We start from the raw sequence: 15022 nt of genomic DNA on the forward strand, positions 1-15022 counted from the left end.
GGCTGCGCGGTGGATACCGGCACCAAGATTTCGGCAATTGCGCATGTCAGCCTGATTGGCTGGGCGCTGATCGGCGGGACCTTCCGGTCCGAGCCGCTGCCGATGGCTGTACAGGATGTCTCGGTGATCTCGGCTGAGCAGTTTGCGGCCATGACCGCGCAACGCGAGGCACCCGAGGTGCCGACTGACCCGGCTGAACTGCAACAGCCTGCAGAACCTGATGAGATCGAAATACTGGACCCGACGCCGGAAGATACGCCCGAACCTGAGCAGGTTGCTCAACCCGAACCGGATCCGGAACCGGAACCAGAACCAGAAACAGTGGAAATCCCACCTGAACCCGAACTGATAGAACAGCCTCCAATGCTTGAAGAGCCCGAGCCTGAGCTGGCGGCGCTTCCTGCGCCTCCGGGCCCAGAGGCAGAACCAAGCCCTGCGGATAAGATCGCGCCCGAGCAGATTGCTCCTCCTCCGCCCGAGGCCAAGCCGGATGACATTGAAACCCCTCCGGTTTCGCTGGATGAAGGGGCGGAAATCCAACAAGAACAGCAGGATCAAACGGCACCGGAAGAGGCCGCGCCCGAGATCGTGACCGAGGCGGAAGAAGTCGAAGATCCGGCCCCGCGAACCTCTCCTCGTCCGCGCGTGCGCCCGAACCGACCGGCACCCCAGCCAGAGCCTGAAGTTGCAGAAACGCCCGAGCCCGCGCCGACTGAACCTGTGCAAAACGAGCAAGCGATCAATGACGCCTTGGCCGAAGCATTGGGCAATGGCACCGAACCTTCGGGCCCACCACTGACAAGCGGTGAAAAAGACGCGATGCGGGTTGCGGTGTCGCGGTGTTGGAATGTCGGGTCCCTGTCGACGGATGCGCTGGAATCCGTGGTTGTTGTCGGGTTTTCGTTAACCAGAGATGGCAAAGTGGTTGGCGGCAGTTTGCAGCTACTCGACAGTACAGGCGGCTCGGCCGCATCAGCAAAACAAGCCTACGAAGCCGCGCGGCGCGCAATTTTGCGCTGTGGGTCTAAAGGATATGACCTACCTGCTGACAAATACGATCAATGGCAGGATATTGAGATTACATTCAATCCCGAGAGGATGCGGATCAAATGATGAAACTTCTGACCAGCCTCTTAATTGGCCTGACCCTTCTTTCGACCTCGGCCTACGCCCAAAGTGGCCCGCTGCGTCTGGAAATCGATGAAGGGATCATCGAACCTATGCCGTTTGCCGTGCCAAGCTTTGTGCCTGACGGTCCCTCGGCGGCACAATATGCACAAGATATCTCGCGGGTGGTCGTGTCTGACCTGACCGGAACGGGCCTGTTTCGTGAAATCTCGTCGGATGCATATATCAGCCGCGTCAGCAGTTTTGACGCGCCGGTACAGTTCGCTGATTGGAAGGCGATCAACGCTCAAGCACTGGTGACAGGGGCGGTCAACGTGTCGGGCAAGCGCCTGACGGTCCGGTTCCGGGTCTGGGATGTCTTCTCGGGGCAGGAACTCGGCAACGGTTTGCAGTTTGCAGGAACAACCGACGGTTGGAGGCGCATGGCGCATAAGGTCGCGGATCAGGTTTATACCCGGATCACGGGAGAGGGCGCCTATTTCGACAGCCGTGTCGCGTTCGTGTCGGAGAGCGGCCCAAAGGATCAACGGCGCAAACGGTTGGCCATAATGGATTACGACGGCGCTAATGTGCAGTATCTGACCGACAGCGCAGCGATTGTTCTGGCGCCTCGGTTCTCACCGACGGGCGACCAGTTGCTCTATACCAGCTACGAGACCGGTCAGCCGCGTATTTACGTTCTGGATGTCGGCCGCGTGAAGCGGCAGGAGTTGAAAACGCAGGAAGGCACCATGAGTTTCTCACCGCGCTTCTCTCCGGATGGTCGTTCAATTGTTTATTCGTTGACCCAAGGCGGAAACACGGATTTGTGGAAAATGGATCTGGCCTCGGGCCAAAGCGTGCGACTGACCAATACGCCCGCGATTGAAACTGCACCAAGCTATGCGCCAGATGGCAGTCGGATCGTGTTTGAAAGCGACCGGTCGGGCACTCCGCAGCTTTACATCATGCCCGCCAACGGAGGCGAGGCAACGCGGATCAGTTTTGGGCAAGGCCGCTATGGTACGCCGGTCTGGTCTCCGCGTGGTGACTTGATTGCCTTTACCAAGCAGAACAAAGGTCGCTTCCACATCGGTGTTATGCGCACGGATGGCAGCGAAGAGCGCCTTTTGACCGCCTCGTTCCTGGACGAAGGTCCCACATGGTCGCCAAACGGGCGGGTCATCATGTTCACCCGCGAAACGCAGGGGGCAAGCGGTCGATCGACGCTTTACTCTGTGGATATTTCGGGCCGTAACTTGCGTCCTGTTAGAACGCCGGATGGCGGTAGCGACCCGTCTTGGGGGCCACTGCAGAATTGATCGGAACAGACAGCAGGTAAAGTTCACAACAAACCCGCAATGTGGTAGAAGCGCGGCAATAAACAACGAAACACGAGGCACTTGAGATGAAACTGTTGAGCAAAGTCGCGGCAATTGGGGCGCTGACCCTGATTGCGGCCTGTTCCAATAATGATCCGTCGGCTCTGGGTGGCGGCGCTGGTGGCAGCGGCGCGCTGGTTCCGGGCTCACCCAGTGATCCGCGCTCACCGGCTTATTTCCAGCAGACAGTTGGTGACCGGGTTCTGTTCGCGGTCGATCAGTCCACGCTCAGCCCGCAGGCGCAGACGATTCTGCAAGGGCAGGCCGATTGGCTGCTCGCCAATCCGGATTTTGTCGCCAATATCGAAGGCCATGCGGACGAGCAGGGCACGCGCGAATACAACCTTGCGCTTGGAGCTCGCCGGGCCAATGCGGCGCGGGAGTATCTGATCTCACGCGGGGTGGCAGGCAACCGGTTGACCACCGTCAGCTATGGCAAGGAACGCCCGATCGAAATTTGCAGCACCGAGGATTGCTATTCGAAAAACCGCCGCGCGGTGACGGTGCTGACCGGTTCAACCTTGGGGTAAGATGATGCGAATTGCAGGTTTGGTTCTGGCGGCGGTCGTGACCGTCGCTGGTATGGCACAGGCACAGGATCAGCAGACGCTGGCGGATATCCGTCAGGAATTAACCGTGCTGCATGTGGAAATTCAGCGTCTCAAGCGCGAGTTTTCAACCACTGGGTCCCCCGCGCCAAACCTGTCCGGCAGTTCCGTGCTCGAGCGTGTTGATGCGATCGAGGCAGAATTGCAGCGCCTGACACGCCAGACCGAGCAGTTGAACCAACGGGTGCAGAATGTCGTGACCGATGGCACCAATCGTATAGGTGATTTGGAGTTTCGTCTGGTTGAACTTGAAGGCGGTGATCTGAGCGCGCTGGGCGAAACCTCAACGCTGGGTGGTGAGACATCGACCGATGTGGCTGTGGCACCCACCCCCAACCCTACGCAACCCACGGTCACTGATCAGGGGGAGCTTGCAGTCGGTGAACAAGCGGATTTTGATGCCGCTTCGCAGGCCCTGGTGGATGGAGATTTCCAGACCGCGGCCGATCTGTTTGCGCAATTCGACCAGTCCTATCCGGGCAGCCCGCTGGCGAGCCAAGCCAACCTGCGGCGCGGGCAGGCGCTGAAAGGGGTGGGCGATACACGCGAAGCGGCGCGCGCCTTTCTGGCCAGCTTCACGGGCGACTCCGAAGGGCCTCTGGCACCCGAGGCGTTGTTTGAGTTGGGCGCAGCGCTTGGACAGCTGGGCCAAACCGATCAGGCTTGCATCACTCTCGGCGAAGTTGGCGTTCGGTTTCCGGCATCGGCACCAGCTGCTTCGGCCACACAGGAAATGGCAACGCTGGGCTGTTCTTGACCTCTGACGCCGATACGCTTCGGGCAAATCTGCGGGCGGGTCTGCCGGATCCACCACCGCGCCGGCTGGGGGTGGCGGTATCAGGGGGCAGCGATTCGACCGCCCTGTTGCATTTGCTGTTTGATATCGCGCGACAAGAGCAGATCGAGCTGTTTGCGGCGACCGTTGATCACGGTCTGCGAGTTGAATCTGCCTCCGAGGCCTTGGCCGTCGCGACACTGGCGCAGCGCTTAGGCATTCCTCATGAAACGCTGAAATGGCAGGGGTGGGATGGATCCGGAAATCTGCAGGATCAGGCGCGGCGTGCGAGATACCGGTTGCTGGTCGCGTGGGCCGAATCGAAGGGCCTAGAGGCAGTTGCGCTGGGCCACACGGAGGATGATCAGGCTGAAACGGTACTGATGCGGCTGGCCCGTGCTTCCGGCGTTTCGGGGCTTTCGGCCATGGCTGTATCGCGAAAAGAAGGTCGGGTCACATTGCTGCGCCCATTGCTGTCCACGACACGCTCCGATCTTCGGGAATATCTGACTGCGCAAGGTATTTCGTGGATTGATGATCCGTCGAATCAGGACCCTCGTTTTGACCGGATCAAAGCCCGCCAGGCACTTTCCGGATTAAATCAAATCGGGATCACGGCAGAGTCATTATCACGGGTCGCTGAAAATATGGCGCAAGCGCATGAAGCATTGGCGCAATACGCGCAAGAATCCGCTTTCCGGTGCATGACGGTGACGGATGGCGATCTTTGCATTGATCGCGAAGGTTTCGAAACTCTGCCCGAAGAAATCCGTCGTCGGCTTGTGACCGCGTCTGTTTCATGGATCGCAGGGGGAGAGTATCCGCCACGACACAAAGCGGTGGATCAAGTGTTGGATTCGATATCGTCTGCTCAGACGGCCACCCTTGGGGGCTGTATTTTTACCCCGGAAGGCAAAAAAACTTGGATTTGCAGAGAGCTAAACGCCGTCAGCAATCAGCACGCGCGCCCCTCAGAACCTTGGGACAGGCGTTGGATTATGTCCGGGCCAAAAACTGAAGTTGCGGAAATCCGGGCGCTTGGTGAGGATGGTATATTGCAGCTGGAAAACTGGCGCTCTGTGGGCAAACCTCGCGCTGCAGTGTTGTCGACGCCCTCGGTTTGGGCCGAAGGCACTCTATTGGCTGCACCCCTGGTCGGTTTTGCAAACGAATGGCGCGCCGAACTGCTTCCAGAAAGGTCCGACTTCGATGCGGTGATTTTATCTCATTGAACCTGCCACAATCCTCTCTATTTTAAGGAACAACCCCGGCAGGTCCCCACCTGCCGAAACCTTTCGGGAGATTTTCCTTGGGCAACGCTCGCAACATCGCCTTCTGGGTCGTTCTGTTTCTGCTGATCCTGGCACTGTTCAACCTGTTCAGTGGACCCAGCGGGTCGCTTCAGAACAATGAACGCACCTATTCCGAATTCGTCAGCGCCGTGGACGCCGGAGACGTCACCAGCGTCACGCTAGATGGCGAACAGATCCGCTATCGCACGAATGAGAATCAGGACTTTGTCACCATCAAACCCACCGATGCCGAGGTGACGAAGCTGCTGATCGACAAGAACATCCCCGTACGTGCTGAAAAACAGCAGCAATCGGGTTTCCAGTCGTTCCTGATCACGCTGCTGCCCTTCCTGCTGTTGATTGGCGTCTGGGTCTATTTCATGAACCGGATGCAGGGTGGCGGCAAAGGTGGCGCGATGGGTTTTGGCAAGTCCAAGGCCAAGATGCTGACCGAAAAGCACGGCCGGGTGACGTTCGACGACGTTGCGGGCATCGACGAGGCCAAGGAAGAGCTGGAAGAGATCGTGGAATTCCTGCGCAACCCGCAGAAATTTTCGCGTTTGGGCGGTAAGATTCCCAAAGGCGCGCTGCTGGTTGGCCCTCCGGGCACTGGTAAGACGCTGCTTGCCCGTGCGATTGCGGGCGAGGCGGGTGTGCCGTTCTTTACGATCTCAGGTTCCGATTTCGTTGAAATGTTCGTTGGTGTTGGTGCATCGCGTGTACGTGACATGTTCGAGCAAGCCAAGAAGAACGCGCCTTGTATCGTCTTCATCGACGAAATCGACGCCGTGGGGCGCCATCGTGGTGCTGGCTATGGCGGCGGTAACGACGAACGCGAACAGACTCTCAACCAGCTGCTGGTTGAGATGGACGGTTTCGAGGCCAATGAAGGCGTGATCATTCTGGCGGCCACCAACCGGAAGGACGTTCTGGACCCTGCGCTGCTGCGTCCGGGCCGGTTTGACCGCAACGTGACTGTTGGCAACCCCGACATCAAAGGCCGCGAAAAGATTCTGGGCGTGCACGCGCGCAAGACGCCTCTGGGTCCCGATGTCGACCTGCGCATTATCGCGCGCGGCACGCCGGGCTTTTCGGGTGCTGATCTGGCGAACCTCGTGAACGAGGCCGCATTGATGGCCGCCCGCGTCGGTCGTCGCTTTGTCACCATGGAGGACTTTGAGAACGCCAAAGATAAGGTGATGATGGGGGCCGAGCGCCGTTCGATGGTGCTGACGCAGGACCAGAAGGAAAAAACCGCCTATCACGAGGCCGGCCATGCCGTTGTGGGTCTGGAACTGCCGCTGTGCGATCCGGTCTATAAGGCGACCATCATTCCGCGCGGTGGTGCGCTGGGTATGGTTGTGTCACTGCCCGAAATGGATCGTCTGAACTATCACCGCGATGAGTGTGAGCAGAAGCTGGCCATGACTATGGCAGGCAAGGCCGCCGAGGTGATTAAATACGGCGAAGATCACGTGTCGAACGGCCCTGCGGGCGATATCATGCAGGCCAGCCAACTGGCGCGCGCCATGGTGATGCGCTGGGGCATGTCGGACAAGGTCGGCAACATCGACTATGCCGAGGCGCATGAAGGCTATCAGGGCAACACCGCTGGGTTCTCGGTATCGGCCCATACCAAAGAGCTGATCGAAGAAGAGGTAAAGCGCCTGATCCAGCAAGGCTATGAGCGCGCGCACAAGATCCTGACCGATAAGAACGAGGAATGGGAGCGTCTGGCGCAAGGTTTGCTGGAATACGAAACCCTGACCGGCGATGAGATCAAGCGCGTCATGAATGGCGAACCGCCCACCGAAAGCGATGATGAGGGCGACAGCCCCGATGAGGGCAACGCCCCCAGCGTGACTGCCATCCCGAAGACCAAGTCCAAGAAATCGCCGCCAGATGGCGGGATGGAACCAGAACCCACCGCATAATTGCAAAACCCGGAGCCAGCCTCCGGGTTTTCTCTTTTCATCAGGGCGTTGCTGGGCATTATGCCTGCTAACCTGTCATTGAAGGGGGGGCGCCTCATGCCATTCTTGCGTGAAACAGAATATTCAGCCGAGGTGGTATGGCTGGGCCATGTTCCAGCAGGCCAGTCTTTGCGGGCCAAGCCTGTCAACGATTTGGACCTGAATTTTGATGGCGTTCAGGGGGAACGGCATCAGGGGCTCAATAGGGCGTCCTGTGTTCGAGTAGCGAATCTCTATCCAAAGGGCACCGAGATCCGGAATGTGCGGCAACTGTCAGTGCTGTCGGCAGAGGAATTGGGTGATATTGCGGCTGAGATGGAGTTGGCAACGCTTGATCCGTCTTACCTTGGGGCTTCGATTGTCCTGAAGGGCATTCCCGATTTCTCTCATATCCCTCCATCTTCGCGGTTGCAGGCCGAGAGCGGTTTAACGATCACTGTGGACATGGAAAACGCCCCCTGCGTTCTTCCGGGCCGTGAGATCGAGGCGGATCACACTGGTTACGGGGCGGCATTCAAACCTGCGGCCAAAGGGCGACGCGGGATAACGGCTTGGGTCGAACGTCCGGGGGCTCTGAAACGCGGCGACAAGATGCAATTGTTTGTGCCGGATCAGCCCCTTTGGAACCCATAGGTTCAATCCGTTTCCGATTTGCGCATTACGATTTCTCGCAACGCCGTTTCGCGGCATGAAAATGTCGGAATCCTTAGCCATCAGTGTTGTGTACATCAGTATATGTTGCGCAGCGCCGACGCCCGTGCGTCGGTTTTGCACGGAATTCAATCAGGGACCCTGCCCAATGAGCTACAAATCCGACATTGAGATTGCCCGCGAGGCGAACAAAAAGCCGATTCAGGAAATCGGCGCGAAGCTGGGTATCTCCAGCGATGATCTGCTGCCTTACGGCCATGACAAGGCCAAAGTCAGCCAGGACTTCATCAACTCGGTACAGGACCGCGAAGACGGCAAGCTGATCCTGGTGACCGCGATCAACCCAACCCCCGCAGGTGAAGGCAAGACCACCACCACCGTAGGTCTGGGCGACGGCTTGAACCGCATCGGCAAGAACGCGATGATCTGTATCCGCGAAGCTTCGCTTGGCCCGAACTTCGGCATGAAGGGCGGCGCCGCAGGTGGCGGTTACGCGCAGGTTGTTCCGATGGAAGAAATGAACCTGCACTTCACAGGTGACTTCCACGCCATCACCTCGGCCCACTCGCTGCTGTCGGCGATGATCGACAACCACATCTACTGGGGCAACGAGCAGGAAATCGACACCCGCCGCGTTGCATGGCGCCGCGTCGTCGACATGAATGACCGTGCTCTGCGTCAGATCACGGCGTCTCTGGGCGGCGTGTCGAATGGTTTCCCGCGTGAAGCAGGCTTTGACATCACCGTGGCGTCCGAAGTCATGGCGATCCTTTGCTTGGCAAACGACTTGAAAGATCTGGAGAAGCGTCTGGGCGACATTATTGTTGCTTACCGCCGCGACAAGACCCCGGTTTACTGCCGCGATATCAAGGCAGAAGGTGCAATGACCGTTCTGTTGAAAGACGCGATGCAGCCGAACCTGGTGCAGACGCTGGAAAACAACCCGGCCTTCGTTCACGGTGGTCCCTTCGCAAACATCGCGCATGGCTGCAACTCGGTCATCGCAACCAAGACCGCGCTTAAAGTGGCCGACTATGTTGTCACCGAAGCGGGCTTTGGTGCTGACCTCGGTGCCGAGAAGTTCATGAACATTAAGTGCCGCAAGGCGGGTATTGCTCCGTCGGCAGTGGTACTGGTTGCCACCGTGCGCGCGATGAAAATGAATGGCGGCGTGGCCAAGGCTGACTTGGGTGCGGAAAACGTTGACGCTGTGAAGTCAGGTTGCGCCAACCTGGGTCGTCACATCGAAAACGTCAAATCCTTCGGTGTTCCGGTTGTCGTCGCGATCAACCACTTCGTCACCGACACCGATGACGAAGTTCAGGCGGTCAAGGACTACTGCGGCGAGCATGGTGTTGAGGCGATCCTTTCGCGTCACTGGGAGCTGGGTTCGGACGGCTCTGCGCCTCTGGCCGAAAAAGTTGTCGAAATCGTCGAAAATGGTGCCGCGAACTTCTCACCGATCTACCCAGACGACATGCCGCTGTTCGAGAAGATCGAAACTATCGCCAAGCGTATCTATCGCGCCGACGAAGTTCTGGCCGACAACAAGATCCGCAACCAACTGCGCGAATGGGAAGAAGCAGGCTATGGCAACCTGCCGGTCTGCATGGCAAAAACCCAGTATTCGTTCTCGACCGATCCGTCGCTGCGCGGCGCGCCCACCGGCCATTCGGTTCCGGTGCGTGAGGTTCGCCTGAGCGCCGGAGCTGGTTTCATCGTCGTTGTCTGCGGTGAGATCATGACCATGCCCGGTCTGCCGCGCAAACCGGCCGCCGAAACCATCTGCCTTAACGACGCAGGTGAGATCGAGGGCTTGTTCTAAGCGCTCAAATAAGACATCTCGTGGTCCGGGGATATCCCCGGGCCGCAGGAGACCAAAATGCCCACTCTGATACCTCCGCAAGACTGTCATTCGATGAAGGAATTGCGGCCTCAGATCGACAAGCTGGACCGCCAATTGATTGGGTTGCTGGTAAAGCGCGCAACCTATATCGACCGCGCGTCGCAGCTGAAACCCGGCGAGGGCCTGCCAGCCCGCATCCCGGAACGTGTCGAAGATGTGGTGCAGCGCGTCCGCAAGAGCTCGGATGAGTTGGGTATGGACCCCGATCTTGCCGAAAAGCTCTGGCGTATACTGATTGATTGGTCGATTGCCCGCGAAGAACGCGTGCTCGGCCCAGACTGAAGAAACGGGCGCCTAGTGCGCCCGATCCGTTTTGTGAAAGAAGGGATCAAAGAATGGTAGCGCAGGTTATCGACGGAAAGGCCTTTGCCGCCAAAGTGCGCGCGCAGGTGGCTGACCAGGTTGCAAAGCTGAAAGAAGAGAACGGCATCACCCCCGGTCTGGCGGTGGTTCTGGTGGGCGAAGACCCGGCCAGCCAGGTCTATGTCCGTTCTAAGGGCAAGATGACCGTCGAGGTCGGCATGAACTCGTACGAGCACAAGCTGGATGCAGAGACCTCCGAAGAGGACCTGCTGGCGCTGATTGACAAACTGAACAATGACCCTGCGGTGCACGGCATTCTGGTGCAACTGCCGCTGCCCAAGCATCTGAACGAAGATCTGGTGATCAACACGATCGATCCGGCAAAGGATGTGGACGGGTTCCACATCTCGAATGTGGGCCTGCTGGGAACAGGTCAGAAGTCAATGGTGCCGTGCACTCCGCTGGGCTGTCTGATGATGTTGCGCGATCACCACGGCTCTTTGTCCGGCATGGATGCTGTAGTGATCGGCCGGTCGAACATCGTGGGCAAGCCGATGGCGCAGTTGCTTCTGGGCGACAGTTGCACCGTGACCATCGCGCATAGCCGCACCAAAGATCTTCCCGATGTTGTGCGTCGTGCTGATATTGTGGTCGCCGCAGTTGGTCGCCCCGAGATGGTTCCGGGTGACTGGATCAAGGAAGGCGCAACCGTGATCGATGTCGGCATCAACCGGATCGAACGCGACGGCAAGAACAAGCTTGTTGGCGACGTTGACTACGCCACTGCGGCAGAACGCGCTGGTGCGATTACCCCTGTTCCCGGTGGAGTTGGCCCTATGACGATCGCCTGCCTTCTTGCGAACACGCTCACCGCGGCTTGCCGCGCAAACGGCTTGCCTGAACCGGAAGGCCTGACTGCCTAATTGCAACCTCCGGGTTCAATTCGGGCGCAAGGTCAATGATTGAATTGGCCGGAGAGCGAAAAGCTCTCCGGCCTTTTTCATTAGATTAGGATATTTATATAACTACATCTTGACTTGACCTGGCGTCGGTCGGTGATAATCCTTCTATTCCAGCCGTTTAAGGGGTTATAATCCTGTCTGTTCGTGTTTCATGGTTTTGCCTTTGGCGAGGTGCGTTACCTGGTATGATGAAGCTGAGTCCGATCTTCTCGTTAGTAAGCCTTCAACGGTTAGTGGCGGGCCTCGTTTTTATTCCTTTATTGGCGTATTCCTTTGCCCCCTTTCGGGATATGACACTGCCATTCAGTCAGCGGATGGTGTTCTGGACAGGTGTTATGCTGCTCGCGCTTGCAGCGACTTGGTCGGCTGGAAAGCTGGTACGCGAACGGCTCAATCGATCAGGATTGCTGGTGCGTGATTTTGCCTTCGTCCTGTTGATCCTGACATTGTTTGCCCCATCGCTGTGGTTGCTGACCTGGATTCTGTTCACGCTAAATGGATTGATGGCACCGGGCATATTGAAAGTCGCCCCTTATGGTCTTCTCTTCGCCACCGGACTTTTGCTGGTGCGTCAGCGGGAAGAAACCGCAGCACCGCTATACGAACCCAGACCACGTCTTTTCAATCGTTTGCCTGCCAAGTTCGAGGGGCAGGTTTATCGGTTGACCGTGCGCGATCACTATGTCGACGTGGTCACGTCCGATGGCACGTTTACAATCCGCTCGCGCTTTACCGACGCGATTGCCGAGATGGAGCCGGTACAAGGCCATTGTACGCACCGTTCACACTGGGTTGTGGATTCGGCGATTGTTGGGGTCGAAAAAGAAAAGGGAAAATCCTTTTTGCACCTCAGCAACGGCGATCAGGTTCCTGTCAGCAGGAAATACAAGCAACAGCTCGTGGACGACGGGTTGCTCTAGAACCTATCTGGGCATCGGGATGAGTTGAGGCTGCGCACCGGTCAGAATTGCCCGCGCATCCGGTGCCATGATGCCGCTCAGAGCCTCTGCTGAACTGCGCAACCCCCCAGTGTAAGCGCCATAAGCTGGAAGGATCAGACGTGATTGATCCAGCAAAAAAGCCGGGCGGGTGATCGAGCGCCCTCGGGCATTCAGGTTAACTTTGGGGTGGTAGTGGCCCGAGATTTCACCTGCGCTGTTTTGCTGGGCGATATGGCGAAAAATCAGATCGTGGCAAGCCCACTCGGACAGATGTGTGCCGCCCATTTCTACCGGGCCGGGGTCATGGTTCCCTTCAATCCAGATCCAACGCCGCCCAGCCTGCATTGCTGTGATCTGTTGCCTATCCTCGGCAGCCAACGCGCTCGAGGCATCGAGATCGTCAAAGCTGTCCCCCAAACAGATGACCGTCGTGGCACCGGTACGGGCAAGATCACTTGCCAATCGGGTCAATGTTTCGCGGCTGTCATACGGCGGCAAGGTCGGGCCGCCTCTGCGGGCGATCCGTTCGGATTTGCCTAAATGCAGATCGGAAACACAGAGCAAGCCCTGTTCCGGCCACCATAGTGCGCCCGACCCAAGCGCAGTCAGGTCTTGGCCGGAAAATGAAAACGCGATCTTGTTCATGATCCGTTCTTCATACGATTTTGCGGAGCGCGCAAGTGGTTTATGCCGGTTGCAATCCGGCGGCCTGCAGTAAACGGGCACTTTCTTCCGCAAGCAGGCGTTCCTCGGCTTCGCCCTTGACGGGGACTTTGCCAACTTCGAGGAACAGAGGCGCCGCCAGGGGTGAGACGCGGTCTAGCCGCAGCAGGTCAATCCGGTCTCCGATCCGGGCGACCATGGCTTCGATCCGTCCGAAATCGACCAACCCGCGCATGGCCTCTTCGCGGGTGATTTGCATCAGCAGATGGTCAGGATCGTATTTCAGCAAGGTGTCATAGAGGATATCTGACGAAAATGTCGCCTGCCGACCACTCTTGCGCTGCCCACCAGTGTTGCGTTCGATCAACCCCGCGATTGTGGCCGAAGCACGAAATGTGCGTTTCATCACGGCGTTACCCGCCAGCCAAGTCTCCAATCCTTCTCGTAGCGCGTCCAACTGAAATAGTGGGCGCGGATCGGTCACCGCATCCAGCCCCCAGATTAAGGTGGCATAGTCAGTGGCTACAAATCCCAGCGGCGCAAGGCCGGTTTCCTCCATGCGTTTGGTCAACAGCAAGCCCAGCGTCTGTTGCGCATTGCGGCCGGCAAATCCGTAGACGCATAGATGCTCGCGCCCCCTGTCAGGGAAGCTCTCAATCAACAGGCGGTCACTTTGCGGCAGGCGTGATATCTCGCGCTGAAGACCCAGCCATTCGGCAGTATGTCCGGGCAGTTGAGGCCAATCCGGCTGTGCGAACATCCGTAGGATTCGGTCGCTCAGCTGGGTGGACGTGGCGAACTTAGTACCCGAAAAGGTCGCGATCTTGGGCTTGCGGTCAGCGCGGCGGCTGACCTCGACCACCATCTCTCGCAGACCCTCATAGCGGACGATCTGACCACCGATCAGAAAGGTATCACCAGGGGTTAGCGAGGCCGCGAATCCCTCCTCTACCTCACCCAGAGGCTTGCCCCCGCGATTGCGCTTAAGCCGAACCTTCAGCGTGTCGGTGTCCTGAATCGTGCCAAGGTTCATGCGGATACGCTGTGCCGCCCTCGGGTCGCGCAATTGCCAGGCTCCATCCGGACGCTGCTGTAGCCTCTGCCACCGATCATAGGCTCGCAGGGCATATCCACCGGTGGCGCAGAATTCCAAACAGGCATCGAATTCAGCACGGGTGATCTGCGCATAAGGCCCGGCAGCCGTCATTTCGGCGTAGAGTGCATCTGCATCAAACGGTCCCGCTGCGGCGGCGATCAGAATATGCTGGCACAAAACGTCCCTGGGTCCTGGCCCGCGGGGGTCGCCATCCAGATCATGTTCTTGCACAGCTTCCAGTGCAGCAACACATTCGACCACTTCGAACCGGTTGGCTGGGACGAGAATAGCTTTGGAAGGGGCATTGTAGCGGTGATTTGCGCGCCCGATCCGCTGCACCAGCCGCTTGACGTTCTTCGGCGCGCCGATCTGGATCACCAGATCCACATCGCCCCAGTCGATCCCCAGATCGAGGCTGCCGGTGCAGACAATTGCCCTCAGATCACCCCTGACCATCGCGGCCTCGACCCGTTCGCGTTGTTGCCGATCCAGGCTGCCGTGATGAATGCCAATGGGCAGAGCGTCGTCGTTGGCGAGCCAGAGGTTGTGAAAGAAAATCTCGGCCTGCGCCCGAGTATTGTGAAAGATAAGTGTCGTCTTGTGCTTTTTGATCTGCTCCATCACAGCGGGGATGGAATAGGCTGCGCCACCGCCCGACCATGGCGGCATCTCTTGTGTTTGCAGCATCGAGATATCGGGGTCAGGGCCGGGATCAGCCTGAATAACTCGGCAAGGATCGGGATTGCGGGCTAGAAATCGTGCGATGCCTTCGGGGTCTTCAACCGTGGCGGACAAGCCTACGCGGCACAGATCGGGGCAGAGTGTCTGCAATCGTGCCAGCGCCAGCATCAATTGATCCCCCCGTTTGCTTTCTGCCAGTGCATGTATTTCGTCGACAACAATGCGCTGGACCCCAGCAAACATGCGCGGAGCATCTTCGTATGAAGTAAGTAACGCCAGACTCTCGGGCGTGGTCAGAAGGATATGTGGAGGATCGGCGCGCTGGCGTTTCTTCTGCGTGGCCGATGTGTCGCCGGTGCGATCTTCGATCCGAATTGGTAGGCCGATTTCCTCGACGGGAACGCGCAGATTGCGCCTGATATCCGCTGCCAGCGCCTTGAGAGGAGACACATAAAGCGTGTGCAATCCGTCATGCTGCCCCTGCGCCAACTCGGCCAAGGAAGGCAGAAAACCGGCCATGGTTTTGCCGCCACCAGTTGGAGCGATAAGAAGGGTCGCGGGATCATTCGCCCGCTCAAACATTTCTTGCTGATGTGGATGAATCGACCAGCCTTTGTTCGAAAACCAGTTTTGGATTGCCGGGGGAATCTGCACCATCCGGCAAACCTAGCGCAGCCCTCAG

Annotated in this window: 13 protein-coding genes; 11 read left to right on the plus strand and 2 right to left on the minus strand. The window is 58.2% G+C overall.

The features are described 5' to 3' along the window. Window positions 1-9: 9 nt before the first annotated feature. From ACR0NE_RS12145 to ACR0NE_RS12195, 11 genes are all read left to right on the plus strand, one after another. Window positions 10-1113: an energy transducer TonB gene (locus tag ACR0NE_RS12145; RefSeq protein WP_170596982.1), complete on the plus strand. Its 1104-nt coding sequence runs from the start codon at window positions 10-12 to the stop codon at window positions 1111-1113. Continuing rightward, window positions 1110-2429 carry a Tol-Pal system beta propeller repeat protein TolB gene (gene tolB, locus ACR0NE_RS12150; protein WP_170466163.1) on the plus strand — a complete coding sequence of 440 codons (1320 nt, stop codon included), beginning with the start codon at window positions 1110-1112 and terminating at the stop codon, window positions 2427-2429. The genes ACR0NE_RS12145 and tolB overlap by 4 nt, the downstream gene beginning before the upstream one ends. 86 nt (window positions 2430-2515) lie before the next feature. Next, complete coding sequence (gene pal, locus ACR0NE_RS12155; RefSeq protein WP_170397385.1) at window positions 2516-3019, plus strand: peptidoglycan-associated lipoprotein Pal; 504 nt, start codon at window positions 2516-2518, stop codon at window positions 3017-3019. 4 nt (window positions 3020-3023) lie between these two features. Then, a complete protein-coding gene (gene ybgF / locus ACR0NE_RS12160) occupies window positions 3024-3854 on the plus strand; it encodes a tol-pal system protein YbgF (RefSeq protein WP_170404791.1) in 831 nt (276 codons plus the stop codon). Beyond that, entirely contained in the window at window positions 3851-5104 is a 1254-nt protein-coding gene (gene tilS, locus ACR0NE_RS12165; protein ID WP_170596983.1) for a tRNA lysidine(34) synthetase TilS, read from the plus strand. Before ybgF ends, tilS begins: the two co-directional genes overlap by 4 nt. Before the next feature lie 77 nt (window positions 5105-5181). Then, window positions 5182-7098, plus strand: a complete 1917-nt coding sequence (gene ftsH, locus ACR0NE_RS12170; protein WP_170424311.1) for an ATP-dependent zinc metalloprotease FtsH — start codon at window positions 5182-5184, stop codon at window positions 7096-7098. Window positions 7099-7194: 96 nt separating this feature from the next. Then, on the plus strand, window positions 7195-7770 hold the full coding sequence (locus ACR0NE_RS12175) for an MOSC domain-containing protein (protein ID WP_170397378.1): 576 nt from the start codon (window positions 7195-7197) through the stop codon (window positions 7768-7770). A gap of 166 nt (window positions 7771-7936) precedes the next feature. Beyond that, window positions 7937-9613, plus strand: coding sequence for a formate--tetrahydrofolate ligase (locus ACR0NE_RS12180; RefSeq protein WP_170511397.1), 1677 nt, complete (start codon window positions 7937-7939; stop codon window positions 9611-9613). Between the two features lie 57 nt (window positions 9614-9670). Then, window positions 9671-9976: a chorismate mutase gene (locus tag ACR0NE_RS12185; RefSeq protein WP_170424305.1), complete on the plus strand. Its 306-nt coding sequence runs from the start codon at window positions 9671-9673 to the stop codon at window positions 9974-9976. A 53-nt stretch (window positions 9977-10029) separates the two neighbouring features. Continuing rightward, window positions 10030-10920: a bifunctional methylenetetrahydrofolate dehydrogenase/methenyltetrahydrofolate cyclohydrolase FolD gene (gene folD, locus ACR0NE_RS12190; protein WP_170596984.1), complete on the plus strand. Its 891-nt coding sequence runs from the start codon at window positions 10030-10032 to the stop codon at window positions 10918-10920. Between the two features lie 329 nt (window positions 10921-11249). Further along, window positions 11250-11879, plus strand: a complete 630-nt coding sequence (locus tag ACR0NE_RS12195; RefSeq protein WP_480459686.1) for a LytTR family DNA-binding domain-containing protein — start codon at window positions 11250-11252, stop codon at window positions 11877-11879. A gap of 3 nt (window positions 11880-11882) precedes the next feature. Here ACR0NE_RS12195 and pdeM read toward each other — a convergent pair whose 3' ends face one another. Both pdeM and ACR0NE_RS12205 read right to left on the minus strand, forming a co-directional pair. Beyond that, the gene (gene pdeM, locus ACR0NE_RS12200) at window positions 11883-12545 is read right to left on the minus strand and encodes a ligase-associated DNA damage response endonuclease PdeM (protein ID WP_170596986.1); all 663 of its coding nucleotides are present in this window, start codon (window positions 12543-12545) and stop codon (window positions 11883-11885) included. 40 nt (window positions 12546-12585) lie between these two features. Continuing rightward, window positions 12586-14997 (minus strand): ligase-associated DNA damage response DEXH box helicase, encoded by a 2412-nt coding sequence (locus ACR0NE_RS12205; protein ID WP_170596987.1) that lies wholly within the window; start codon window positions 14995-14997, stop codon window positions 12586-12588. Between the last annotated feature and the right edge of the window lie 25 nt (window positions 14998-15022).

It is taken from the genome of Ruegeria sp. C9 (genome assembly GCF_056537585.1).